Origin of the sequence: Thermoleptolyngbya sp. M55_K2018_002, from assembly GCF_015295965.1 — a bacterium.
Lineage (GTDB): Bacteria > Cyanobacteriota > Cyanobacteriia > Elainellales > Elainellaceae > Thermoleptolyngbya > Thermoleptolyngbya sichuanensis.
Map to the genome: position 1 here is coordinate 1 of NZ_DVEA01000204.1, position 24,829 is coordinate 24,829.

Genomic DNA, 24,829 nt, shown 5'->3' on the forward strand with positions numbered 1-24,829 from the left:
CGGCGCTGATGGCGACTCGCGTAATCTGCGACACGATGGCGCATCTGGTGATTTCGGGGCAACTGCCGCGCCGCGAAAAGCCCGCCTACATTCACGCCGAAGCAAATATGGCGGTGGATCAGGCGTGGTCGTAGCGATGGAGAATCTGTGCATGAAATGATGCGCTTAATGATGCGCTTAACGTCTATTTCTAACGTCTACTTCTATTGTCGTGAAGCGTGTTAGGGGCGATCGCCCTCATCCCCAATTGCTATCTGTTTCTAGTTCTACGCAGCGTTCTCGCTTTACTCCTCCGTTAATCCGATATGCATGAAACCGACATGACCAAAGCGCTCATCCTGACGGTCAAAGACTGGTGGGAATCGCAGCCCGATCGCCCCACCATTCAGCGCATCCATCTGATCGTTGGGCGATTTACCTGCGTCGAACCCGCCAGCCTGCGGTTCGCCTTTGACGTGCAGACCCCAAACACCTTCCTGCACGGTGCAGAGCTAGCGATTCGGGAAACGCCCCTGATTGCCTTTTGCCATACCTGCCAGCAGGAGTATGCGCCGGAGATTGGGCTGCACTATGCCTGCCCCACTTGCCACGCGCCTATGGACGACATCCGCTCTGGGCGAGAACTCAAAATTGACCGGATTGAATACGCCGCCGCCCACAGCGCCGACCTGGCCATCCTCCAGTAAGTAACTCGGCATTTTGCCTTTTACTCACTCGGCGGATGACTCGGCCAAAACGCTCGACTGACCCACTCGACACACTCTCGATACCCACCGTTGAACCACCATGCACCTGACCCACGACGCTGCGATTGAAATGAACCTGCTCCACGCCAACCAGGCCGGAGCCGACCACAACCGCGCCCATTTCGACGAATGGGGCATCACCTGCCTGAACCTGATGAGCAGTCCCGGCGCGGGCAAGACGGCCCTGCTGGAGCGCACCCTGGAGCATCTTGCGCCCCAGATCAACATCGCCGTGATAGAAGGCGACATGACCACAGAACTAGATGCCGATCGCCTGCGCCAGCACGGGGTTCCGGTGGTTGCGATCAATACTGGGCGATCGTGCCATCTGGATTCGCGCATGGTGGCGGGCGGCATTCACCTGCTGGAACACCAGTGCAACCCGGCAGCGCTTGACCTAGTGCTGGTGGAAAACGTGGGCAACCTGGTGTGTCCAGCGGAATTTGAAGTGGGAGAACACGCTAAGGTCGCGCTGCTTAGCATAACCGAGGGCGAAGACAAGCCGCTGAAATATCCCATCATGTTCCGCGAAGCCGATTGTCTGCTGATTACCAAGATGGATCTGGCTCCGCATCTGGAGGTGGATTTGGAAAAGCTGGTGGCGAATGTGCGCCAGGTTAATCCGCAGGTGGTGATCTTACCTGTTTCTGCCAAAACTGGGGCAGGACTGGAGGCTTGGTTTGACTGGGTGCGATCGCAACTGGGTTCACCAGATCTATGCCAAAGCCATTCATCAGACCCTTCGCAAGACCGCTCACAAAACTATTCGTCAGACCCTTCGCATCATCCTGCGGCCGCTTATCCAATGGCGATCGCCCCCTAGCAGATTTTGCAGTCAGAAACTTAGTCAGAAACCTGATTGAGGGTATTGCATCAGGCGTGCATCGACGCACATAGAGGACAGCAGTAGAGGCAGGGCTACCTCCGGCCAGAGACACGACCCCGCCCCAACTGGCTCCCAGACCGACCGAAACCAAATCGATGACAGCTTAATCCACTGTCAACCGTTCACTCTTATCGACCAGGAACAACTCATTATGGCAGAACATATCTTTTTCTGGGGGATTATCGTATTCCTCTTGGGAACTTTGGGCGTTGGTGTTTGGGCTTCCAAGCAGATCAAAGGCGACAGTGTAAATTATCTGGTGGCAGGGCGAGGACTCGTCTTGCCCTTGGCGGCGGCGACCCTCATGGCCCAATCTGTGGACTCAAACGCCACGATGGGCAACATGGATCTTTCGTCTCAGTTTGGCTTTTGGGCGGGCGCGTCCCTACCGCTGGGGCTGGCGCTCTGTCTGTTGCTCACGGCGCTGTTTTTTGCCAAGCCGATGAACCGCATGAAGCTGATCACGCTGCCCGATTTCTATCGGGTGAAATATGGCCGACGAGTTGAGGTAGTCGCCTCTGTGATCATGGTGCTGAGCTTTGCCTTTTTGCTGGCGGGCAACCTAGTGGCGGGCGGCTTTCTGTTTCAGGGATTTTTGGGCACGAGCTATACGGCAGGCGTACTGCTCATCGCCACCATCGTCTTTGCCTACACGGCTAGCGGCGGGCTGTTTGCCGTAGCCTATACGGACGCAATTCAGGTGGCGATCGCCTTCTTGGGAACCCTGGCACTGCTGGGCTTTATGAGCAGCAGCTTTGGGCTGAACGTGCCCGAAGGCATGGGACCGCTGGCCCTGGGACAGTTGGTAGACCCCGGTCAGGGAGCCGCAGTGAACTGGGCCACTCTGCTGGCGCTGGGGCTGGGCGACATTGTGGCAATCGACTTTATGGCGCGGGTCTTTGCCGCCGAAAGCCCCGAAACCGCTCAGCGGGCCTGTCTCATCGGCTCTCTGGGAACCGTGGTTATCGGCGTTCCCTTTGCCATGATGGCGTTGGGCGCACCGAGCATCCTCTCTGGGTTGGGCATCCAATCTGACGGCCCCATCCTGCTGTCGCTCCTCAAAAACGTGGCACCGCCGCTGCTCAGCCTGCTGGTGATCGCTGCGATTCTATCTGCGTCTCTCTCCACCGCCGATGGCGCAATTTTGGGAACCTCGTCGGTGATTGCCCACAACATTCTGGGCGTTCGCCACACCGACCACAACGCCGGGGGCGATCGCCTGCTAGCGCTCACCCGCACGATGGCACTGGTCATCACCATCCTGGGCGTAATCTTTGCCCTGCTGGTGCCCCAAACAGGTATCTTGCTGCTGCTGGCGTTTGACCTGGGCTTTGCGGGGCTGCTGGTGCCGCTGGCGGGCGGGCTATATTGGCCCAAAGCGACCCGCTACGGCGCAATGGCCTGCATTTTGGTGGGCACGGCAGCGCGGCTGCTGTTTTTTGTGCTGATGCCCACCATGTTTGGCGCAGACAACACGTTGCTCTACATTCCCAACCCCATCTTCACCGCCGACTTTGACGGATTCCCCACGCTGATCAGCCCGCTGCTGGGGCTAGCCGCCTTTGTGATCGTGTCGCTGATGACCCAGCGCAGTCGCGGCGCAGCGCCCGAAGTGGTGGATTTGGAGGCGATGCAGCCCGTTGAAAGGTCGTAGAGAAAAAACGAAGAGGGAAGAACGAAGAGGGAAAAAGGCGTGCTACGGGGGTGGAGAGTTGACGGGTTGGGATAGGCGGGTTGGGATAATGGAGGGAGTCTCGGACGCAATCTAGCAATTCCAACCCTCGATTACTCCATCCCCCCATCCCCATGTCTTACCAAGTCCTCGTCTGCCAGAGCAACGCCTGTCGCAAGGCAAAAGCGCAGCAAGTGCTGGCGGCATTTCGAGCGGCAAGTTTAGAGGGGGTCGAGGGGGTAGAAGTTGTGGCGAGCGGCTGTTTGGGGCAGTGCGGCAACGGGCCGATGGTGCTGGTGTTGCCAGACGAGGTGTGGTACTGGCGCGTGCTGCCAGAAGAAGTGGGGGCGATCGCCCATCAGCATCTCCAGTTGGGGCGACCCGTCGAAGCGATGCGCCTGCGTGGGGTATAAAGGGAAAAAAGAAAAAACAAAGAACGAAGAACGAAAAACGAAAAGCAGAAGTTTTCGTTCTTCCCTCTTCCCTCTTCGTTCTTCCCTCTTCCCTCCTCCCCAAATGCCCTCCCCTATCACCCAAGTCCAACCCCCGCTGGAGTTTATTCCGCCCGATTTTGACCCGCTGGTTTATCGGGGGATGTGTGCGGTGCTGCCGTCCTGGATGAAGCTGCGAGTGGCGATCGCCGATGTGGAGGTAGAAAACACCAAGCAACTGGTTGAGTTGTTTCAGCAGTTTCAGGCGGGGAAGACGCGATTTTTGCTGGCGTTTCGGCATCCCACGCCGGATGACCCGTTTTCGCTGCTGTGGCTGCTGTCGCGGTCGGTGCCCCAGACGGCGCGAGAGTTGGGCGTGTCGCTGCAAAAGCCAGTTCACGCCCACTTTATCTATGACCGGGGGATTCCGCTGTGGGCAGGAAAGTTTGTCGGCTGGCTATTGCCCAAGATGGGCTGTGTGCCCGTAAAGCGGGGCAAGGCAGATCTGGTGAGCCTGAAGGCGGTGCGCGATCTGTTTGCGAATGGTCAATTCCCGATGGCCGCCTCGCCGGAGGGCGGCACGAATGGACACAACGAAATCGTTAGCCCGCTGGAGCCGGGAATCGCTCAGTTTGGCTTTTGGTGTGTGGAGGATTTGCAGAAAGCCAAGCGGACAGAAACCGTAGCACTGCTGCCCGTGGGCATCCAGTATCACTACATCACGCCGCCCTGGCGATCGCTCGAACAGCTCCTTCTGGATTTGGAATATGACACGGGTATTCGAGCCGGCGTTTCGCCGACGGCCTATCTGGGCCTGCAAGACGGCACAGAACCCACGCCAGAGCAGCAGACCCAGCTTTATCAGCGGCTATTAAACCTGGGCGAAACGTTGTTAACGCAGATGGAGAATTATTACAGCAAATACTACGGGCGATCGCTCGTGGTGCCCGACTTGCCGGCCGATGCCGACCCCAACGCCCGCCTGGCCGCCCGCCTGAAGTCGCTGCTGGACACGGCGCTGAAGGTGGCAGAAGAATTTTTTGCGATCGCCCCCAAAGGCAGCCTCACCGACCGCTGTCGCCGTTTGGAGCAAGCCGGGTGGGAGCGCATCTTCCGCGAAGACCTGAATCTGGAGGCGCTGTCGCCCGCCGAGCGCGGTCTGGCAGACCGCATTGCCGAAGAGGCTGACCTGCGGATCTGGCACATGCGCCTAGTGGAAAATTTCGTCAGCGTCACCGGCCGTTATGTCATGGAAAAGCCCACCGCCGAGCGCTTTGCCGAAACGCTGCTGCTGCTGCGAAACATGGTGAACCGCCTCAAGGGCGAAGCACCCAAACCGCCCCTGCGTCTGGGGCCGCGCCGCGTGGTGATGACGGTCGGCACGCCCCTCTCGGTGAGCGATCGCGCTGAGCAATATCGCGCCAACCGCCGCGAAGCCGTCACACAGTTGACCCAAGACCTGCAAACGGCGATGGAAAGCCTGATTCGGTGAGTCAGTGAGCTTGCTGGCGGTCTATAAACTGCGGAGGCAGTTTAGAATTTAGACGAGTTGCTACTTGTTGCTACTTAAGGAAGTAACGGCTGATGAGAAAAGCAGCACTTTACAATGAAGACTTTCTAGAATGGACGCAACAACAAGCTGAGTATTTGCGAGCAGGATACTGGCCGGGGCTAGATGTTGAAAACTTGGTAGAGGAATTAGAAGCCTTGGGCCGCAGTGAACAAAGAGAACTTGGCAGCTACTTGCAGATTCTTTTGATGCACCTCTTGAAGTGTCAATATCAGCCTGAGCGCAGAACCAAAAGCTGGGAGGATACGCTTTCCAATTGCCGAGACAAGATTCAAGATTGTTTGGAAGATACTCCCAGTTTGCAACGTTTTCTTGAAGATCCAGAGTGGCTGGGGAAATATTACCGACGTGCTTGTCGAGAGGCAGTTAAAGAGACGAACAAGCCAGCAGAAACATTTCCTGCCAAGTGTCCTTACACGCTTGAACAAATACTCGATCCAAATTTTTTGGCTTGAGTTGATGAGAGTTTGAATCTTTTGAATCTGTAGTTTCAGCAGCGGTTCTGTGATTACAAAAAACATTGCAATGCACACTTTTCAGCGGATTGGTGCGATCAGGAAAAGTGCAAACCCCTGGCTGATGAAACAACCGAGATTTGCACCTGCGGACTGGGCCAACTTAAACTTGCGCTGAGCTAGGGCTAGCAAGATTGCCGCGTTTCCTCTTGCTGCTTCAGCCGAATTAGCATCATACTGCGGGTGATTTGATTGGCGATTCCGTCTGGCTCCAAACCGCACTGACACTCAAGCTGAAAGTTTCGGACGGCGGCCTCAGTGTTTGAGTCATAGTTCCAATCGATCGCTCCTGTGAAATCGCCTAGGCGGGTAAGTCGCTCTTGCAGCGTGCCTACACTTTGCTTGATGTCTCCTGGCTTGACTGGCCCCCAAGGCAGACCATCGGACGGCCGTGGCACAGGGATGAGACCCAGCATGACTTGGGTCGCTTCAGTGGCTTCGCCCGTTGCAGGCAGCCCCACAACCTGTTTTTGAAACTCTGCAACGGCAGCCGCAGTTTCCTCGTCATAGCGATTCCCATAGCGATCGCCCTGATTAATTGGATAATCCGCCCGCAGATGTCCTCTTCTGATGAGCTGCTGTTGAACCTGCCTCACCCGATCGCTGCGATCGCCCAGCTTCAGCGTAATGGAGTCTTGGGGGCTGGAGTCTGTCGGAGCGGGTGACGGGATAACTAGCCCACCGGAAGCTCGTAAAGCTGCTGTCGGAGAAGGGTTAGGGTCTGTAGTCGGGTTGAGAATCTGTGCTGGTCCACAGCCCGAACCCAGAGCGGCCATCAGACCAAACGTGCTTACGAGGGTCGCTTTTGAGCGGAACTGCCGAGCTATTGCGGGTGCAGAACTCCGAAGCTTGAACGCGGGCAAAACGGGTGCTGCGAGAGAGCGATCGCCCTTCACGTACAGGCAGGACGAGGCTTGAGCAATTAACACGGCGCGGCCCTGAGCGGAACCAAGCGAACCGAGCGCTGGAAGTTTCATGGGAAATGGTAGAAATGCGACTTAGTAGATATCATTTTTTGATATCTGAACTGATGATACCTTAAAACGATATCGTCTGGACAGCAAGACCTCACCAAAGAAATTTCCAACCCAACCCCCAATCCCCCACCCCTCATTAAACAGATGTTGCAGAAACCTTAAGAGAGATTGAGGACTTCGGGCGATCGCTCAACTCACGCTTTACGCTTAGTCCATTAGTTTTATGCGCTTCAACTTGCGTTGCCTTTTGGGGTAAGCGAGATGCGCCTCACTGGGCGATCGCCAAAGCCGCCGCAATGCAGGTTTGCCAACCACTCAAGGCTAAATGGGTTAACGGTCATGAACATGGAAAAATATCGCGTCACTTGCACGCTGTCCTTTGGAGATATTTACGGTCAGGTGGTGGTCTGGCTGGTGGTTATTTTCCTCAGCCTGGCCAGTGCGCTGGCGCTGATGGGCACGAGTCGCCCACTGTTTGCCCTGGTGACGGTAGGGCTGATCCTGGTGCTATCGCTGCCGTTCCTGCTGTTTGCCTTCGTCACGACGCTGCTCAACCACATCGAGTTTTCGTCGGTCGATCCTGCCACAGAAACCACGAGTAAAAAAGTGACCGTTTCGGGCCAGCGCCCCGCCCAGAGCCTCAGCTAGCTCCCCTCCGCTGCTTCAGAAAATCGCTACTTTCTATCGCTACTTTCTAAAGAAGTTCCCTGCCAATCGGCGGGGAGCTTTTGTTTTGCGCCACCATAGAGAACAGGAGAACACCGACCCAGCACACTAGCATGATTGATCACGACGTTGTGATTGTGGGCGGCGGACTGGCCGGATGCCGCGCCGCTGTCGAAATTGCCCGCATGAATCCATCCCTCAGCGTGGCGGTGATTGCCAAAACGCACCCGATTCGCTCCCACTCGGTCGCAGCCCAGGGCGGCATGGCGGCCTCGCTCAAAAATGTCGATAGCGAAGATTCTTGGGAAGCCCACGCCTTCGACACCGTGAAGGGATCTGACTATCTCGCCGACCAGGACGCAGTGGAAATCCTCACCCGCGAAGCGCCCGACGTGGTGATCGACCTAGAACACATGGGCGTGCTATTTTCGCGCCTGCCTGACGGACGCATCGCCCAGCGAGCCTTTGGCGGCCATTCCCACAACCGCACCTGCTACGCCGCCGACAAAACCGGGCACGCCATCCTGCACGAGCTGGTGAACAACCTGCGGCGTTACGGCGTTCACATCTACGACGAGTGGTACGTCATGCGCCTGATTTTGGAAGAAGAGCAGGCGAAAGGACTGGTGATGTTCCGCATTCGTGATGGGCATCTGGAAGTGGTGCGGGCAAAGGCGGTGATGTTTGCTACGGGGGGCTATGGGCGCGTGTATAACACCACGTCCAATGACTTTGCCTCGACGGGCGACGGACTGGCCATGACGGCAGCCGTTGGATTGCCCCTGGAAGACATGGAGTTTGTGCAGTTTCACCCGACGGGCGTGTATGGCGTAGGGGTGCTGATTTCGGAGGCGGTGCGCGGCGAAGGGGCCTACCTGGTGAACTCGGAGGGCGATCGCTTCATGAAGACCTACGCCCCCAGCCGCATGGAACTGGCTCCGCGAGACATTACCTCACGGGCGATCGTGAAAGAGATTCGGGCCGGACGCGGCATCCACCGAGACGGCAGCGCGGGCGGCCCCTTCGTCCATCTCGACGTGCGCCACCTCGGCCGCGAAAAGATTATGAGCCGCATTCCCTTTGCCTGGGAGGAAGCTCATCGGCTGCTGGGCGTAGACGCAGTGCATGAGCCGATCCCTGTGCGCCCGACGGTGCATTATTCGATGGGCGGCATTCCCACCAACACTGACGGGCAGGTGCGGAGCGGCGACGAGACGCTGGTGGAAGGCTTTTTTGCCGCCGGAGAAACGGCCTGCGTGTCGGTGCATGGCGCAAACCGCCTGGGCAGCAACTCGCTGCTGGAGTGCGTGGTGTATGGGCGGCGGACGGGGGCGGCGATCGCCCGCTATGTGCAAAACCGCAAGCTACCCGACCTGAACGAGACACCCTACCTCAGCGAAGCTCGTCAGCGTATCCAAACCCTGCTCGACCAGCGTGGCGAACACCGAATCAACACGGTGCGGCAAGCCTTTCAGGACTGCATGACCGATCACTGCGGCGTGTTTCGCACTGAAGAGGTAATGCAAGCAGGGCTGCAAAAGCTGCAAACGATTCGCCAGCAGGCGGGCAATATCTTCCTAGACGACAAAGGCAAACTGTGGAACACCGAGCTAATCGAAGCTCTGGAGCTACAAAGCCTGCTCACTGTCGGCGAAATCATCCTCACGGGCGCACTGAACCGCAAAGAAAGCCGGGGGTCGCACTGCCGCGAAGACTGCCCCGATCGCGACGATGTGAACTTCCTTCAGCACACAATGGCTTACTACTCGCCTGCGGGCATTGAGCTACGCTATCGCCCAGTGACCATCACTCAGTTCCAGCCCCAAGAGCGGAAATATTAACCGTTGGAACTTACGCAGAGCGATCGCCCTTCATCTCCTTGCACCCGTACCTTTGGGCGAGCGAAGCTCAGCTAGTAGGAATTAGCTCTGGCATAATCGCCAACGGCGTAGCATACATTTCGCAGGCTGGTTAATAGCTGCTGCTCCAAGTCCTTATCTTGAGCAGTTTGGGCGATCGCCAGCCGTTGTTCATAGCATTCGATGGCTTTGGCATAGTCTCCCATTGCGTCGTAAATCACGCCAAGGCTTTCTAGCGCCTGGTCTTCATTGCGCCTGTCGCGGAGGGTGCGGGCGATCGCCAGCCGCAGTTGATGATAGGTAATGGCTTTGTTGTAATTGCCCAGAGAATAGCAGGCGCTTGCCAAATTTTTGAGAATTTGTCCTTCGGTAGACAGGTCAGACTGCTGCCGCGCAATTTTCAAAAGCTGCTCGTAGCATTCCACCGTTTTCTGACCGTTTTCTAGCGCGTGGTAGGCATTGCCCAAGTTCCGCAAAACCTGCCCCTCTACCTGCAAATCATGCAGTTCTTTCGCCAGACGCAGGCTTTGTTCGTAATAGGCGATCGCCTGTTCACAATCCCCCATTGCCTTATACACCATACCGAGGTTGTTGAGCGCCGCCATTTCGCCCCGTCGGTCTTGAATTTCGCGGGCCACGACTAGCGTTTGCCCTTTATATTCAATGGCCTTTTCAAAGTTATTCAAATGGCGATAGGCATTGCCCAAATTTCCCAAGGCCTGACGCTCGGTGCGCCGATCCATCGTCTGACGGGCCATTGCCAGCGCTTGATAGGAATGGGCGATCGCCTCTTGGTATTGACCCAGCGCATAAAAGGCCAGACCCATGCCGCTGAGGGTCATGCCTTCGCCCTGCAAATCATGCACTTCTCGATAGCCAAAGAGGACATGTCGAAATGTTTTCAGGGCTGATGGATAGTCCCGAATTTGATATTGCTCAATCGCTTTTTCCAGCAGTTGATCTAGCTCAGCTTTTCGAGTGCTGAAGCTCGCTGTCTTTGAGTTGCGAACGTCCGTGGTTCGCTCGGTTTCTGGGACAAAGGTTCCTCGATAGGAATCAAAAAAATCAGCCATGACTGCGATCGCCTCCCGATTCAGTCCATCTTCCAATCCGTCGGATCATTGCAGATGCAAACGTCCATTCAGATGGAATCTTCTTCAATGAAATATATCTGTAGTCCTAGCTGCAAGTTACTAGTGACTCGATCACCTCGTAGATCAAAATCTAGCCGCAGACCTAATGAATTATCTCTGGCTTTTTAACCAGCTTATCTACTCGTTCCACTCTCTCGATTAAGCTTGGAAATCAATCAGCGTTTAACAAGTTTGTGTGTAACTCGGCCTTTAACCCATCGGACTTTAACTAGAGCTTGATCAGCGTTTAACTAAGGTTTAACTGGGGGTTTAACTGGGGTTTAACCGGGGTTCAACTAGGGTTCAACCAGGGTTTAATAACTGCTCTTGAGGGCAGCAAAACTCGTCACAAAATTGTCAATGTATGAGGGCTGAGCTTTTCGTTATCTTCAGATTGCCATGAAGATTGTGCAAACTCCTACGGTAGATGCCCTGAAAAATGCCGCCTATAGCGTTCCAATTCCTCAATTGCTCCCGCTACATCTGCGTACATCCCCATATTTTTTAGTAGCTAAATATACACGCCTAGAGTCCATTGCTAGCGGCGATCGCCACATGGCCCACATCTTCTAGGCTTTTGCTATAGGCTGAAGGAGAATGTCTCCTCTCTTGCTTCTGCCTTTGTGACTGCTGTTTTCGCCGATGAGCGGCTGCTGTTTACGCCTGCAACGCCGGATGCCGACGCGGTTCCGGTAATTTTTGCGTTTCCCAATGACTATACCGTTGGCATCACTAGCCTGGGCTATCAGGTGGTCTGGGCGACGCTGGCGACGCGGGCCGATGTGCAGGTCAGCCGCCTGTTTACCGATCTGCATGAGCCGCTGCCAGCCTGCCCCGAATTGCTGGGGTTCTCCGTATCCTGGGAACTGGACTATGTGAATATTTTGGGGCTGCTGGAGTCACTGGAGATTCCCCTGCGATCGCCCGACCGCACCGATGCCTACCCGCTCATTTTCGGAGGCGGCCCTGTGCTGACGGCCAATCCCGAACCCTTTGCCGACTTTTTTGACGTGGTGCTGCTGGGCGACGGCGAACTGCTCCTAGATGCGTTCATCACGGCTTACAAAGCAGTGCGGCAGGAGGGGCGATCGCAGCAGCTTCGACACCTGGCGCAGGTTCCAGGAGTCTATGTTCCGTCGCTATATGACGTGACCTACACTGCACCAGACGGAAAAATCCGGGCGATCGCTCCGCTGGAAGGCGCACCTGAGGTCGTCGAAAAGCAGACCTATCGCGGCAACGTGCTGTCGGCTTCGACCGTCGTCACCGAGCAGGCCGCCTGGGAAAACATTTACATGGTGGAAGTGGTGCGGAGTTGTCCTGAGATGTGCCGCTTTTGCCTGGCCAGCTACCTGACGCTGCCCTTTCGCCCGGCAAGTTTGGAGCAATCGCTGATGCCTGCGATCGAGCGGGGGCTGGCGGTGACCAATCGGCTGGGGCTATTGGGCGCATCGGTGACGCAGCATCCAGAGTTTGACGAGTTGCTGGATTATCTCAACCAGCCACAGTTCGACGATGTGCGGCTCAGCCTGGCCTCGGTGCGGACGGGCACCGTGACCGAGAAACTGGCGCGATCGCTCGTGCGACACGACACCCGCTCCATTACCATTGCGGTCGAAAGTGGGAGCGATCGCCTGCGGCAAATCATCAACAAAAAGCTGGAAACCGAAGAAATTGTCCAGGCTGCCATCAACGCCAAAGCAGGTGGACTCAGCAGCCTCAAGCTCTATGGCATGGTCGGCATTCCGGGCGAACAGCCCGACGACCTAGATGCGACCGTAGACCTGCTGAAAACCCTGAAAAAAGCCGCGCCCGGTCTGCGCCTGACGCTGGGGTGCAGCACCTTTGTCCCCAAAGCCCACACGCCCTTTCAATGGTTTGGCGTGAACCCGCAGGCAGACAAGCGATTAAAGATTTTGCAAAAGCGGCTGGGGGCACTGGGAGTCGAGTTTCGTCCCGAAAGCTATAATTGGTCGGTAATCCAGGCGCTAATTTCGCGGGGCGATCGCCGTTTGTCCCATTTGCTGGAAGTGGTGCGTCACTACGGCGACACGCTGGGCAGCTACCGCCGCGCCTTCAAGGAACTGCGGGGAACCCTGCCACCGCTGGAAGCCTACGTTTTCGACCCCTGGCAGGCGGATGACCTGCTGCCCTGGGAGCATCTGCATGGGCCGCTGCCCAAGGCGACCCTGCTCAAACATCAGGCGAGCGCGATAGCCCTGTTTGCCCCCGCAATGGTCTAACCTGGCTCTGGCTTACCCGCGAACAATTTGCCCAATTCCACCGTCTGCAAGTTTATTCCTATGTATCCTTGCGTTGGAACCAGGCGCAATCTGGGTAGTCTACGCTAGGGTTTCCCTTTTCGTTCTTCCCTCTTTGTTCTTCGTTCTTTCCCTTTCGTTCTTCCCTCTTACCAAACCGTTGTCATGATTGAAAAGTCCAGTGAATGGAACCAGAGAGCAATGCTGCGCCGCGCCGCCCGATCGCCCTATGCCTACACCGGGTCGCGAGTCAGGGTAGCTGCTGCCGTTGCGCCCCAGCCAGAAGTGCTGACCACGAAGGGTCTGGATTTCCTATCGCTGGCGGTTTGCTCCTGTGCGCTGACGCTGCTCTGCCACTCGGCCACCAGTCCGCTCCATAGCGCCAGCCCCAGCAACACGACCCCCGTGCGCCCGCCAGCCATGAGCCGCACAGCCACCACGCCTTCTTTTGCGCCTTTTACGCTGGTTTCTCCTTCGCCCGAAGTGAAGGAACAGGACGAAGACTAGGACTTGTAAACCGCGTGTCCAGCCATTTACCAGCCATCTCGCAAGCAGTTTGGCAAACCGTTTTGATAAACAGTCTGCCAGATTGCTCAAATCCTTCCGAAGCGGGCAGCGGGAATCGAACCCGCATCAACAGTTTGGAAGACTGTAGTTTTACCACTAAACTATGCCCGCAAGTGCCCGCAAGTATTTCCACAACAGCCCGTGTCACAGGTGTGCGTGAAAGGTGTTCGTCAAAGGCGCTGGGAAATTCTCAAGCTTTACTAGGTTAGCATAATTCTAAAGGCACAATTCCAAAAGCGGACTGCTCTGAAAGCGGACTGTTAGGAGTGTCGCTTCGGTTCTGGCGATCGCCCTCCCACGCTGCCTGCGATGCAATCGCCCTTGAGGGCTGAATGCATGGCAGGTTTCTGGCTGGTTTCTGGCTGGTTTTTGCTAGGGACTGGCGATCGCCGCCGCCACCATCGACAGCAGCGCGATTGCCCCCAAAACGCTCCCCGTCCACAGCGCCAGCCGCCGCGAGGTAAACCGCGCCCACACCAGCAAGGTCAAAAATGCCGCCAACCCCACCAGCAGCGCCACCAGCACCAGGGGCAGATCAGGTGGCAAATTGTCGCGAATCATCTCCCGAAAGCGACCCGGCGCAAACGCAGACAACAGCAGCGTGAACGAGGTGAGGGCGATCGCCAGCCCTCCCATAACCACACAGGTTCCTGCAATGCCTTGCAGAAAATACAGCCCGTCTTGGCGCAAACGGTTTTGAGTAATCCGCATAGTAACAGGTGAAATAGAAGCGCAATGAAGCAGTTTCGACAAAAAACGTTGACCCAACATTGAGTCACTGTTGTGAGTGTACCGGAAGTTTGAACACTTGCTGGTAGACGAGCAGCCCAGAGATGGAGTGGGCTTTTGTTTCAAAGCTTGAAAGGTGGCTTGCAGCCCTGAAATTTTGAAGAGAGATAGGTACACTTTTCATCAGACAGGCTCCAGACAAAGCGAATCTGGCAGAAGGCGAAAACTCTTGAGTTTGTGTTTTACCTATGGAAAACCACTCCTCCGCCGATTATGAGCAAGTTTCGCCAGCAGACTGGAACCGCACCCCTGCCTCTGTTAAACGGTGGATAGCGGCCCTTCAGCAGGAATGTGCCAACTGTTTGGAGCGCGAAAGCCGACTGCTTCAGTGTCTAGACGCAGCACCCATTGGCATCGCTGCCTACGACGCAACAGGGCAGCTAGTCTACATCAACCCTTCGGGTCGCAGAGTGCTAAGGCAGGACAATGACACCAACGAGGACACTCACAAGTTGGAAAATTCACCAGTGCCGCCTTTGAAAGCGTCTCCGATTTATCGAGCGGGCACTCAGATTCGCTACCCGGTCGAGCAGTTACCTACGACGCAAGCGCTCAGAGGCGTGGCGGCTGCGGCAGATGATTTGGAGGTTCGTTGGGGCGATCGCACGATTTTTCTAGAAGTGCAGGCCACGCCTATTTTCGACGCGCAGGGCAACGTCACCTATGCGATCGCTACGCTGCAAGATATCAGCCCTCAAAAGCGACGCAACATCGAGCAGCAAATCATTGAAAACACTCGACTGCAAAGTGATCGACACAGTGATCAACAAAGTGACCGACCAAGTGATCAACGCTATCGCCAGGTGATCCAGGCGCAGACCGACCTGATTCTACGCTCTACCCCAGACACCTGTATTACTTTTGCCAACGACTCCTTCTGTGCAACGCTGGGTCTGCCGCTGGAGGAAGTGGTTGGTCAGCGCTGGAGTAGCTTTGTTCCCGCCGAAGATTTGGATGCAATCTATCGAAAAATTGCTGCCCTGACACCTACACATCCAACCTTTGAAAACATTAACCGAGACCAACGACCCAACCATCAGATTGGCTGGACCCAGTGGGTTAACGTTGGCATTTTCGATGAACAGGGCGTGCTAGTCGAAATTCAATCTGTTGGGAGAGATATTACAGAACTACAGACGCAAATTCAGCGAGAGCAGGCGCTGAACCACGTCTTCCAAGCGATTCGCAACTCCCTCGACCTCGATACTATCTTTGCAACAGCAACGGCAGAAACTGCTCGCTTGCTCCAGGATTTGGACTGTTACGTCGTGCAGTATCTGCCGAAGCAGGGTGTTTGGAAACACGTCGCAGCCTATCGTCACGATGCTGCTCAGCCCTCAACGCTGGGTTTAGAAATTTCTGATGCAGGCAACCCCTTTGCATCCAGGCTGAAGCAGTTTCAGGTGGTGCAGGTGAACGATGCCACCGTTGTCGAAGACACGATTAATCGAGATCTGGCCCAAATCGTGCCGGGGGCGTGGCTGCTGATTCCGCTGTCGGTAGACGGTAAGCTGTGGGGTAGCTTTACGATCGTGGCTGATGGGCGATCGCTCCTTTGGTCCGAAGATCAATTGCAACTGGTCCAAGCCGTTGCCCATCAGCTTGAAATTGCCATTCAGCAAGCCAATCTCTACCAACAGGCGCAAATAGAACTAACAGAACGCCGCCGCATCGAGGCTGCTCTGCGAGAAAGCGAAGCAAGATTTCAAAACATGGCAGCCAATGTGCCAGGCGCTATCTTTCAATATCTCCTTCGTCCTGACGGGTCTGATGCAGTGGTCTACATGAGTCCGGGCTGTCTAAGGTTGTGGGAGGTGGATGCACAGGCAGTTGTTGAAGATGCCACCGTGCTGTGGCAGATGATTGATCCAGAGGATCTGCCAGCAATGCAGGCTTCGGTGATGGAATCGGCACGGACGCTGCAACCTTGGTCTTGGGCATGGCGAATCACGACCCCCTCTGGACGCAAAAAGTGGCTCGAAGCAGCAGGTAGACCAACGCGCTATGCCAACGGGGACATTATTTGGGACACGCTGATTTTAGACGTGACAGAGCGGCAGACAGCCCTAGCGCAGCTCCAACAGTCAGAACTGGCCCTGCGAGACAGCGAAGCCCGCTATCGACTTTTGGCTGAAAACACCAGCGACCTTGTTTGTTTGCATCAGCCGTCGGGCCATTACAGCTACGTCAGCCCGTCCTGTGAGGGGCTGCTGGGCTATCGCTATGATGAAATGTTGGGTCGTTTACCGCAGCAGTTTGTGCATCCTGAGGAGGGCGATCGCCTTGCCCAGGCGTTGGAAATCGCTGCCAACAGCGGCAAGGCTGGGCCCGTCACCTATCGGATGCGCCATCGGGCAGGGCACTACGTTTGGTTTGAAACCTTGATTAAATCAATCGTTGATGGGACGGGCACGGTTGTGCAACTCCAGACCACTTCCCGCGACGTGACCGAGCGCGTGCGGATTCAACGCCAGCTAGAGTATGCGGCGGTTCATGATGCGCTGACGGGGTTGCCCAATCGCAAGCTGCTGATGGAACGGCTAGAAGCGGCGATCGCCCGTGCCAAATCCGCTGGGGACTATCAGTTTGCGGTGATTTTTCTCGACCTCGATCGGTTTAAGGTAATTAACGACAGCCTGGGGCATCTAGCGGGGGATCAACTGCTGGTTGCGATCGCCCAAATCCTGCAATCGACCCTAAAACCGTCAGACTTGGCGGCGCGGCTCGGAGGGGATGAATTCATTATTTTGCTAGAAGAGATACCCCAAATTCAAGCAGCGATCGATGCCACGGCAGAGCTTTTCTTGGCGCTGCAAACGCCGCTGCTGTTGGAAGGTCGCGAAATCTACACAACTGCCAGTGCGGGCATTGTGCTGGGCACTTCTGCCTATGACCAGGCTTCGCATTTGCTGCGGGATGCTGACATTGCCATGTACCGCGCCAAGCAAAAAGGCAAAGCTTGCTACGAAATTTTTGATCTCCAGATGCACGCCCAGGCGCTCCGACGGCTGCATCTAGAAAATGACCTGCGACAGGCGATCGCCGCTGAAGAATTTGTCCTCCACTATCAGCCCACCGTCGATCTCAACACTGGCGCACTGGTAGGGTTCGAGTCCCTCATCCGCTGGCAGCACCCAACCCAAGGCTTGAAGTTTCCCGCCGATTTCATTACTACTGCTGAAGAAATCGGGCTAATTACAGCGATTGATCTGTGGGCGCTGCAAACGGCCTGTCGGCAGTTGGCAAGCTGGCAACAGGTCTTTCCCCAATGCAGCCAGATGAAAGTTGGGGTGAATCTCTCGGTGCAGGACTTGAAGGACGGCGGGTTAATCGATGAGATTGACCGAGCATTGGCACGGAGTGGTCTCAAACCTGCCTGCCTGATGTTGGAAATTACCGAGAGTATGCTGGTCGAAGATGCCGAGGCCGCGATTCGCCTGCTAGAACAAATCAAAGCACGCGGCATTCACATCAGCATTGATGATTTTGGTACAGGCTATTCTTCCCTTAGCTATCTGCATCGGCTACCCGTCGATAGTCTAAAGGTAGACCGATCCTTCGTCAGCCAAGTTGAAGTAGATCCGCGCAACCATCAGATTGTTGAAACCATCGCAGCCCTGAGCCAACAGCTTGGGTTGGGGGCGATCGCCGAAGGCATTGAAACGCACACTCAGCTTCAGCTACTCCATCGCCTTGGCTATCAGTTAGGACAAGGCTATCTCTTCTCTCGTGCGCTCACGTCAGAGGCAGCCGCAGCGCTCCTTGCTCAAGAGACGAATCTTCTGGACAATCAGCCCGGAGAGGCTTAGGGCAACAGTCCGCATGGCCGCTAGGTCTGCACTGGGAGGGATTGCCCCTGAGCCACAGGCCGACGACTACTCCGGGATGCCGCTTGAGCCGGGAATGAGGTCTGGGGCGATCGCTCGTCAGCCGATGGAGCCAAGCGATGTCTATTAACAAGCGATATCTGTAAAGCGATGCGAGAGGCAGTGGGTTCGGTAGACTGAGAGAACCAACGCAAACGTTAGTAGGAAGGACGACCCAGCGATGCGCCTGTCTCAGATGCTATTTGTCACCCTGCGCGAAGATCCGGCAGAGGCAGAGATTCCCAGCCACAAGCTGCTGCTGCGGGCGGGCTATATTCGGCGCATCGGCAGCGGGGTCTATGCGTATCTGCCGCTGATGTGGCGAGTGCTGCAAAAGGTGTCGCAGATTGTGCGCGAGGAGATGAATGCGACCGGGGCGCAGGAAGTGCTGCTGCCCGCGATGCAGCCGTCGGAACTGTGGAAAGAGTCGGGTCGCTGGGACACCTATACCCAGGCGGAAGGCATCATGTTCACCCTGACAGATCGGCAAAATCGCGAGGTGGCGCTGGGCCCGACCCATGAAGAAGTGATTACGGCGATCGCCCGCGACATGATCCGCTCCTACCGCCAACTCCCGCTGCATCTGTATCAGATTCAGACGAAATTCCGCGACGAGATTCGTCCCCGCTTTGGGCTGATGCGTGGACGCGAGTTCATCATGAAGGACGGCTATTCCTTCCATACGAGTGAAGAAAGCCTGAAGCAGACCTACGCCGACATGGATCGCGCCTATCGCAATATGTTCACCCGCACGGGGCTGAAGTTCCGCCCGGTGGAGGCAGACTCCGGGGCGATCGGCGGATCGGGATCTCAGGAATTCATGGTGCTGGCGGACGCTGGGGAGGACGAAATTCTCTACACCGAAGACGGCAAGTATTCCGCCAATACTGAGAAAGCTGTGTCCCTGCCGCCTGAAGCCGTACCCTCCACCTTTACGAAATTTGAAAAGCTGGACACGCCCAACACGCCCACGATCGAAACCCTAGCTCAGTTTCTCAAATGCTCCCCCACGCAAATCGTCAAAAACGTGCTGTATCAGGCCTTTTACGACAACGGCGTGACGGTGCTAGTGCTGGCCAGCATTCGCGGCGACCAAGACGTAAACGAGGTAAAGCTGGCGAATGAGCTGGTCAAGCTGGGCGATCGCTTTGGGGGCAAAACGCTGCTGGCGCTGACCGTGCCCGATGCGGAGGCGCAGGCGAAGTGGGCCGCCAAACCCCTGCCGCTGGGCTACATTTCCCCTGGGCTGGAAGACAGCTACATCGGCAAGCAGGAAAAGCTGCATCCCAAATTTCTGCGGCTGGTGGACAAAACGGCCGTGGACTTGCAGAACTTCGTCACCGGGTCGAACGAGTCTGGCTATCACGTCGTCGGCGCAAACTGGGGCAAGCAGTATCCGCTGCCTGCGGACGTAGTGGACATTCGCAAGGCCCGGCCGGGCGATCGCGCAATGCATGACCCCAGCCAAATCCTGCAAACCGCCCGTGGCATCGAGGTGGGGCACATTTTCCAGTTGGGCACGAAATATTCCAAAGCAATGGGCGCGACCTACACCAGCGAAACGGGCGAAGAACTGCCGCTGGTGATGGGCTGCTATGGCGTGGGCGTGTCTCGACTGGCGCAGGCCGCCGTGGAGCAAAACCACGACAAAGACGGCATTATCTGGCCCGTGGCGATCGCCCCTTATCACGCCATCGTCGTCATCCCCAACATCACCGATGCTGCCCAGGTCGAGGCCGCCGAAAAACTCTACGCCGACCTCAACGCCGCTGGCGTGGAAACCCTGCTAGACGACCGCGATGAGCGGGCCGGCGTGAAGTTCAAAGACTCTGAACTGGTGGGCATTCCCTTCCGCGTGGTGACGGGGCGATCGCTCCAGCAGGGCAAGGTCGAAGTCGTGCAACGCGCCACCAAGGAATCGCAGGAAATCGCGCTGGATCAGGTCGTGCCCACGCTCAAACAGTGGATACAGGAGGCGATCGCTCCCTAGCTCTCTGTCCTTTCATTCCTAGAAATGTCAATGGTTCAACTCACACCCGCTCAAGTCACCAACGCCTGGGTTCCAGCCTCCTGGGAGGAGTTTGTGCGTCTGACGGATGATCCCACCTACGCCAAGGCAAAGGGCTACTATTTCAACCAGCAAATGAGGATCGAAACCGTGGGAGTTGGGCCAGATCACGCTAGAGAAAATACACTGCTGATTCTCGTTATCGGTTTGTATTGTGGGCTAAACGGCATTCCGATTGTGGGGTTAACAAACTGTAGCTATCGAAAGGCAGGCGTGCGAGAAGCGCAGCCAGATATTTCCTATTACGTCGGTAGCCGCGCTGCGCTAGCGCCCCAGGGACGGGCGATCGCCAACCTGGACGAGGTTCCTCCCCCGGATCTGGCGATCGAAATTGCCGACTCCTCGCTGGCAGAAGACCTGGGCACCAAGCGACTGCTGTATGAAGAACTGGAGGTGGCGGAATATTGGGTCGTGGATGTGTCCCAGAGCCAGATTATTGCCTTTCAAATTGCCAACCAGGGCAGCCGCCGCATCCTGGTTTCCCAGGTTTTGCCAGGGCTGGAACTGTCGGTACTGCAAGCCGCGCTGGAGCAGTCCAAGCAGGCGGAGAATAGCCAGGTGGTGGCGCAGTTGATGGCCCAATTTCAGCGCCCCCGCGAAGCCTGATTCGCGCAGAAGCACGCCGACGGAATCGCAGCACGGCGCAGTTTTCAGCGAATCATCCCGGATCAGAACAAGATTTCTAGAATAAAAGAGATGGGGTGTTGTGCTGGAACTATTCCAGGCTGCTCCAATCTGCCAGCAGCGGAACAAAAATCCAGTCTGTCCGTCTGAAAACTTAGGCCAGAATTGCGTTGCGTTATTAGACTGGGTATTTGCATCAAGCCCGCGATCGCAGCAGATGAGGCGATCGCCCCGCCCTTGGACTGATGTCGATTCTCGATTTTGGATTTGCGCTTTCGGGTTGCCCAATCAGCCTTTGCGGGGCGTTCAGCCACTCTATTCGCAGCGCCTCTGAGGAAGATTGACATTCCCCTCCACTGGTTTTCCAAACTTTTTTCAAACCCAACCCCTTACCCCTGTAGCGTGGGGACGCTTCTATGGATAATCACTCGTTTCAAGATCAGCCCCTGCCGTCCGACACGACCGAACAGCCCGGTCTGGCGGAATCGTCTCCCTCCTCATCTCGGTTGCCTGTGGGCGTAGTTGCTGCGCTGGCAGGCGTTGTGCTGGCGGCGGGCAGCGCCACGGCCTGGTTCACTTGGCAAACGGTCACCTCCAGAGCGCCCCAGCCGGAGCCAACCGTCGCCGTGTCGCCCTCGCCCCTAGCAGCTCCCATCGAAAATCCACCCATCGCGCAGGAACCCGCAGTGGATGCGCCCTCCAACGCAGAGCCGACGGGTGAGCCGATCGCTGTGGTGCAACAGCGGACGGTGCAGGTTTACTGGCTGAAGGACGACGGTCAAAAGACGACGCTGGTTCCGGCTTCGGTGTCTGTTGAGTCGGGCGATCGCCCTGAAGAAATCCTCAAAGCCACCTTCGAGGCGCTGCTGCTCGGCCCCAGCGACAACACAGTAGGATCTACAATTCCCCGCGACACCACCCTCCGCAGCGTCGAGGTAGAAGACGATGGCGTGCATGTCGATTTATCCAACAGCTTTACCCAGGGCGGCGGCAGCACCTCCATGACTGGACGGCTGGCGCAGGTGGTTTACACCGCAACCACCCTAGACCCCAACGCAAAGGTGTGGATCACCATCGAAGGCAAACCGCTGGAGGTGCTGGGCGGCGAGGGAATTCTGGTCAACCAGCCCACCTCGCGGGCGGACATTGCCGAAGATTTCTCGCTGTAGAACCTTGCTGTAGAACTGGGATGGCCTGATGAGCAGGGGAAGGGCGCTACTGGGAGCCAGTCTGGCCGCTGCGAGGTCCAGAAATTCGCGCTAGGATCGGGAGGCAGGCGGGGATCTGCCCCGGATTTGCCGAGGGCGATCGCCATCAGATTGCTGACTCAGGCTAAAATTCTGCCTAGACTAGAATCCGCAGTGGAGAAACCCATGTTTTTGGATGAGCTAACGCCTGTCGTTCGAGAAATCACCAGCCACCCGGTCGCCTTTTTGGGGGGCTTTTTCTCAGGATTATTCCGGCTAAATCTCAACGACGACCCCGTGAAAAGCTGGCTAGATCAGCAAGCAGGCAGCGGTGTTTCCGCTAGCGATGCGCCGCCCAGCAGCAGCAATGGCAGCGGGCCGCAGTCCATCTCGATTGATTAGCCTTTGATTATGATTAGCCTGATTAGCCTTTGATTAACGCGATGGATTAACGCGATGTGCAACGTTCAGTTTGCCCTCATCCCCCAACCCCTTCTCCCAGATCAGGAGAAGGGGAGCAAGAGAGGCTTGAAGTCCCTCTCTCGCTCTGGGAGAGGCATCCAGAGTGAGGGAGATCGGTAAAGTTGCATATTGCGTTTTGATTAACTTTTAATTAGCCCTTCGAGTTAATTAGCCCTTTGAGTAGCTGTTAGACTCGGTTTCGGGCGAGCCGCTTGCGTGCATGAGGCGTTTGATCACCTGAGCAACGGTGTAAAGCTGATTGTCTCGTCGAGTCGTTAGGGTGAACTTGTCTGACAAGTCATACTGGCGCGATCGCCCATCTAGCTTGACAAACAGATAGTCTTCGCCTGTGGTGATTAGCCCATAGACGGGGCGATCGCTTTGAGGAGCCGCCGATAGGTAAGCAAGAGTCTGCGGGAGTGCCTGCAAGACGCTAAATCCAAACCGCTTGCTTTCAATCAGCACTAGCCAAAGCTGGTCTTGAACCACCAACACATCAATTAGCCCCTGAAGCCGCCGATCGCCATCTTCAATTTCGATCTGCACATATTTTTCTGCCCGGATTTTGTAGGGCGGATCGCACAGACCCAGCAATTCCAGCAGCGGTGACACTAGAATGACATCGACTGTTCCTTCGGTGATTGAACCATCGGCCGCGTAGTATTGATAGCGCTGCTTCAAGCGGTCTAGAGCCGCTGTTTCCGCATGGGTCAGCCCTGGCAACTCCGTGAACCACTCGATGAAGAAATCTGCACTCTCAGCCAGTTGCAGATTAAAGCGCTCCTGAGCTTCCTTCAGGTTGGTGATGGCTGTTGTGATGGCAGTGGGTTGCGTCATGCTCTCAGTTTACTGCTGCTCTGCTGAGGGTCTACGCAAGTCCACTTAGGCTTACAAGCCGGACGACAGGCGATCGCGGTATAGGCAGATAATCTTTTCCACGACCGCCTCAATCGTCAGGTCATCCGTCACCAGTTCGATGGCATCGTCGGCTTTGCGGAGCGGCGAAATCTTGCGGCTGCTGTCCTTTTGGTCGCGTTCAAAGATGGCTTGTTCTAGGGTTTCCAAAGACACCTCTGGCTGACCCTGCTCCTTTAGATCAAGCTGGCGACGGCGGGCCCGCTCCTGCACCGAAGCCGTCAGAAAAATCTTGAGTTCGGCATCGGGAAAGACCTGCGTGCCAATGTCGCGCCCGTCCATCACTACGCCGCCGCGCCGGCCGTATTCTTTCTGCTGTTTCACCAGCGCTCTGCGGACTTCGCCCTGGGCGGCGATCGCCGACACCTGCGCCGTGACCTGGGGTGTGCGAATCTCGCGGGTCACATCCTGCCCGTTGATCAAAACCGTCAGCGGAGCGGGCGTGCTGGGGTGAAGGCGTGAAGGCATAAGGGCATGAGGCGCTGTTCCTCCAGCATCAACGTCCCCCTGGACTAGCTCAATCTCGCTCTGGCTCACCAGTTCGGCGATCGCCGCTTCGTCCGAAATCTCCACGCCTGACTGCTGCACCAGCCAAGTTACCGCCCGATACATGGCTCCCGTGTCGAGATACAGCAGACCCAGTTCGGCCGCGACGCGGCGGGCGACGGTAGACTTCCCGGCACCGGCGGGGCCGTCGATGGCAATAATCGGCTTGCGGGCGCTCAGCACGATGTTGTCGATCAGGCGCGTGCTGCCCAAATGAGCAGCGATCGCCACTAGCCCGCGCTCCTCCACTTCGTCCAGCGGCACCATCGTTTCTGGATGCACCAGTTCCACATACTGCGGCCGCACCGCCGCGACGGTTGATAACTCTTCCTTCACAATTGAAATTAGCTCCTGACTATTGCGAATGCCCTGGTGAAACGCTTGCTCAGCCCGATGCAGGCTGCGATAGAGTGCGGCAGCGTGCGATCGCTCCTCTGGCGAAAGGTATTGATTGCGCGAACTCATGGCCAACCCGCTAGCTTCGCGCACCGTAGGACAAGCAACCAGCTCAACGTGTAGGTTCAAATCCGCCACAACCCGCCGCAAAATGGCAAGCTGCTGAGCGTCTTTTTGCCCAAAATAGGCGCGATCGGGCTGCACGATGTTGAGCAATTTTGCCACCACCGTCGCCACGCCTTCAAAGTGCCCCGGCCGATGCGGCCCACACAGCACCGCCATCATCGCCTGCGGCGGAATCACCTGCGTCAGTATATCCTTTCTGGAGCCGCTGCGTCCGCCATACAGTTCCTCAGCGCTGGGGGCAAAAATTACATCTACCCCTGCTGTTTCGCAGAACTGGCTGTCTTGCTCCAGCGTTTTGGGATACTTGTGAAAATCTTCTTGTGGGCCAAATTGCAGCGGGTTGACGAAAATGCTGACAGCAACCACGGCGTTTTCCTGGCGGGCGCGGCGAATCAGGCTGAGGTGTCCATCGTGCAGTGCGCCCATCGTGGGCACTAGACCGAGCGATCGCCCGGCCTGCGTGGTTGCGGCACCGTCTGCCCCTTGACGACACGACGCAAGATAGGAGCGCAGTCCTGCAATGGTCTTAAACAGCCGCACTCCGTCCCCCTGCAAGGCTCTTGCATA

21 protein-coding genes, 1 tRNA gene and 1 pseudogene are annotated in these 24,829 nt (G+C 56.6%); 17 read left to right on the forward strand and 6 right to left on the reverse strand.

The window, feature by feature from the left end:
• From IGS51_RS22345 to IGS51_RS09875, 7 genes and pseudogenes are all read left to right on the forward strand, one after another.
• Positions 1-134 (forward strand): annotated as a pseudogene (locus IGS51_RS22345) (agmatinase); the annotation flags it as partial.
• Between the two features lie 171 nt (positions 135-305).
• The gene (gene hypA, locus IGS51_RS09850) at positions 306-686 is read left to right on the forward strand and encodes a hydrogenase maturation nickel metallochaperone HypA (protein ID WP_297078242.1); all 381 of its coding nucleotides are present in this window, start codon (positions 306-308) and stop codon (positions 684-686) included.
• Positions 687-786: 100 nt separating this feature from the next.
• Entirely contained in the window at positions 787-1,569 is a 783-nt protein-coding gene (gene hypB / locus IGS51_RS09855) for a hydrogenase nickel incorporation protein HypB (protein ID WP_297078243.1), read from the forward strand.
• Between the two features lie 214 nt (positions 1,570-1,783).
• Complete coding sequence (locus tag IGS51_RS09860) at positions 1,784-3,286, forward strand: sodium:solute symporter family protein (protein ID WP_297078244.1); 1,503 nt, start codon at positions 1,784-1,786, stop codon at positions 3,284-3,286.
• A gap of 152 nt (positions 3,287-3,438) precedes the next feature.
• Positions 3,439-3,717: a (2Fe-2S) ferredoxin domain-containing protein gene (locus tag IGS51_RS09865; protein WP_172354837.1), complete on the forward strand. Its 279-nt coding sequence runs from the start codon at positions 3,439-3,441 to the stop codon at positions 3,715-3,717.
• A 103-nt stretch (positions 3,718-3,820) separates the two neighbouring features.
• A complete protein-coding gene (locus IGS51_RS09870) occupies positions 3,821-5,227 on the forward strand; it encodes a 1-acyl-sn-glycerol-3-phosphate acyltransferase (RefSeq protein ID WP_297078245.1) in 1,407 nt (468 codons plus the stop codon).
• 92 nt (positions 5,228-5,319) lie between these two features.
• Positions 5,320-5,760 carry a DUF29 domain-containing protein gene (locus IGS51_RS09875; protein WP_297078246.1) on the forward strand — a complete coding sequence of 147 codons (441 nt, stop codon included), beginning with the start codon at positions 5,320-5,322 and terminating at the stop codon, positions 5,758-5,760.
• Between the two features lie 185 nt (positions 5,761-5,945).
• Here the strand turns inward: IGS51_RS09875 and IGS51_RS09880 are convergent, their stop codons facing one another.
• Positions 5,946-6,797, reverse strand: coding sequence for a peptidoglycan-binding protein (locus tag IGS51_RS09880; protein WP_297078247.1), 852 nt, complete (start codon positions 6,795-6,797; stop codon positions 5,946-5,948).
• A 339-nt stretch (positions 6,798-7,136) separates the two neighbouring features.
• Between IGS51_RS09880 and IGS51_RS09885 the strand changes: the two genes are divergently transcribed.
• Both IGS51_RS09885 and IGS51_RS09890 read left to right on the forward strand, forming a co-directional pair.
• Positions 7,137-7,445 carry a hypothetical protein gene (locus tag IGS51_RS09885; protein ID WP_172358854.1) on the forward strand — a complete coding sequence of 103 codons (309 nt, stop codon included), beginning with the start codon at positions 7,137-7,139 and terminating at the stop codon, positions 7,443-7,445.
• Positions 7,446-7,576: 131 nt separating this feature from the next.
• Positions 7,577-9,304, forward strand: coding sequence for a succinate dehydrogenase/fumarate reductase flavoprotein subunit (locus IGS51_RS09890; RefSeq protein WP_297078248.1), 1,728 nt, complete (start codon positions 7,577-7,579; stop codon positions 9,302-9,304).
• A gap of 71 nt (positions 9,305-9,375) precedes the next feature.
• Here IGS51_RS09890 and IGS51_RS09895 read toward each other — a convergent pair whose 3' ends face one another.
• The gene (locus IGS51_RS09895; protein ID WP_297078249.1) at positions 9,376-10,395 is read right to left on the reverse strand and encodes a tetratricopeptide repeat protein; all 1,020 of its coding nucleotides are present in this window, start codon (positions 10,393-10,395) and stop codon (positions 9,376-9,378) included.
• 683 nt (positions 10,396-11,078) lie between these two features.
• On the opposite strand from IGS51_RS09895, the gene IGS51_RS09900 reads away from it, so the two are divergent.
• The gene (locus IGS51_RS09900; protein WP_297078250.1) at positions 11,079-12,698 is read left to right on the forward strand and encodes a radical SAM protein; all 1,620 of its coding nucleotides are present in this window, start codon (positions 11,079-11,081) and stop codon (positions 12,696-12,698) included.
• Between the two features lie 183 nt (positions 12,699-12,881).
• Positions 12,882-13,223, forward strand: coding sequence for a hypothetical protein (locus IGS51_RS09905; RefSeq protein ID WP_297078251.1), 342 nt, complete (start codon positions 12,882-12,884; stop codon positions 13,221-13,223).
• Between the two features lie 100 nt (positions 13,224-13,323).
• Here IGS51_RS09905 and IGS51_RS09910 read toward each other — a convergent pair.
• Positions 13,324-13,394: transfer RNA gene (locus tag IGS51_RS09910), tRNA-Gly, on the reverse strand.
• A 261-nt stretch (positions 13,395-13,655) separates the two neighbouring features.
• On the reverse strand, positions 13,656-13,994 hold the full coding sequence (locus tag IGS51_RS09915) for a hypothetical protein (protein WP_297078252.1): 339 nt from the start codon (positions 13,992-13,994) through the stop codon (positions 13,656-13,658).
• Between the two features lie 266 nt (positions 13,995-14,260).
• Here IGS51_RS09915 and IGS51_RS09920 point away from each other — a divergent pair, with 266 nt between their 5' ends.
• The 6 genes from IGS51_RS09920 to IGS51_RS09945 all read left to right on the forward strand — a co-directional run bounded on the left by IGS51_RS09920 (position 14,261) and on the right by IGS51_RS09945 (position 22,219).
• Entirely contained in the window at positions 14,261-17,881 is a 3,621-nt protein-coding gene (locus IGS51_RS09920; RefSeq protein ID WP_297078253.1) for an EAL domain-containing protein, read from the forward strand.
• A gap of 13 nt (positions 17,882-17,894) precedes the next feature.
• Positions 17,895-18,029 carry a hypothetical protein gene (locus tag IGS51_RS09925; RefSeq protein ID WP_297078254.1) on the forward strand — a complete coding sequence of 45 codons (135 nt, stop codon included), beginning with the start codon at positions 17,895-17,897 and terminating at the stop codon, positions 18,027-18,029.
• A gap of 90 nt (positions 18,030-18,119) precedes the next feature.
• On the forward strand, positions 18,120-19,928 hold the full coding sequence (locus IGS51_RS09930) for a proline--tRNA ligase (protein ID WP_297078255.1): 1,809 nt from the start codon (positions 18,120-18,122) through the stop codon (positions 19,926-19,928).
• 30 nt (positions 19,929-19,958) lie between these two features.
• Positions 19,959-20,612 (forward strand): Uma2 family endonuclease, encoded by a 654-nt coding sequence (locus tag IGS51_RS09935; protein ID WP_297078256.1) that lies wholly within the window; start codon positions 19,959-19,961, stop codon positions 20,610-20,612.
• A gap of 434 nt (positions 20,613-21,046) precedes the next feature.
• Positions 21,047-21,799 (forward strand): GerMN domain-containing protein, encoded by a 753-nt coding sequence (locus IGS51_RS09940; RefSeq protein ID WP_297078257.1) that lies wholly within the window; start codon positions 21,047-21,049, stop codon positions 21,797-21,799.
• Positions 21,800-22,003: 204 nt separating this feature from the next.
• The gene (locus IGS51_RS09945) at positions 22,004-22,219 is read left to right on the forward strand and encodes a hypothetical protein (protein WP_297084920.1); all 216 of its coding nucleotides are present in this window, start codon (positions 22,004-22,006) and stop codon (positions 22,217-22,219) included.
• 228 nt (positions 22,220-22,447) lie between these two features.
• Here the strand turns inward: IGS51_RS09945 and IGS51_RS09950 are convergent, their stop codons facing one another.
• Both IGS51_RS09950 and IGS51_RS09955 read right to left on the reverse strand, forming a co-directional pair.
• Positions 22,448-23,116, reverse strand: a complete 669-nt coding sequence (locus IGS51_RS09950) for a type I restriction endonuclease subunit R (protein WP_297078259.1) — start codon at positions 23,114-23,116, stop codon at positions 22,448-22,450.
• Between the two features lie 51 nt (positions 23,117-23,167).
• A complete protein-coding gene (locus tag IGS51_RS09955; protein WP_297078260.1) occupies positions 23,168-24,802 on the reverse strand; it encodes a bifunctional pantoate--beta-alanine ligase/(d)CMP kinase in 1,635 nt (544 codons plus the stop codon).
• Positions 24,803-24,829 lie beyond the last annotated feature (27 nt).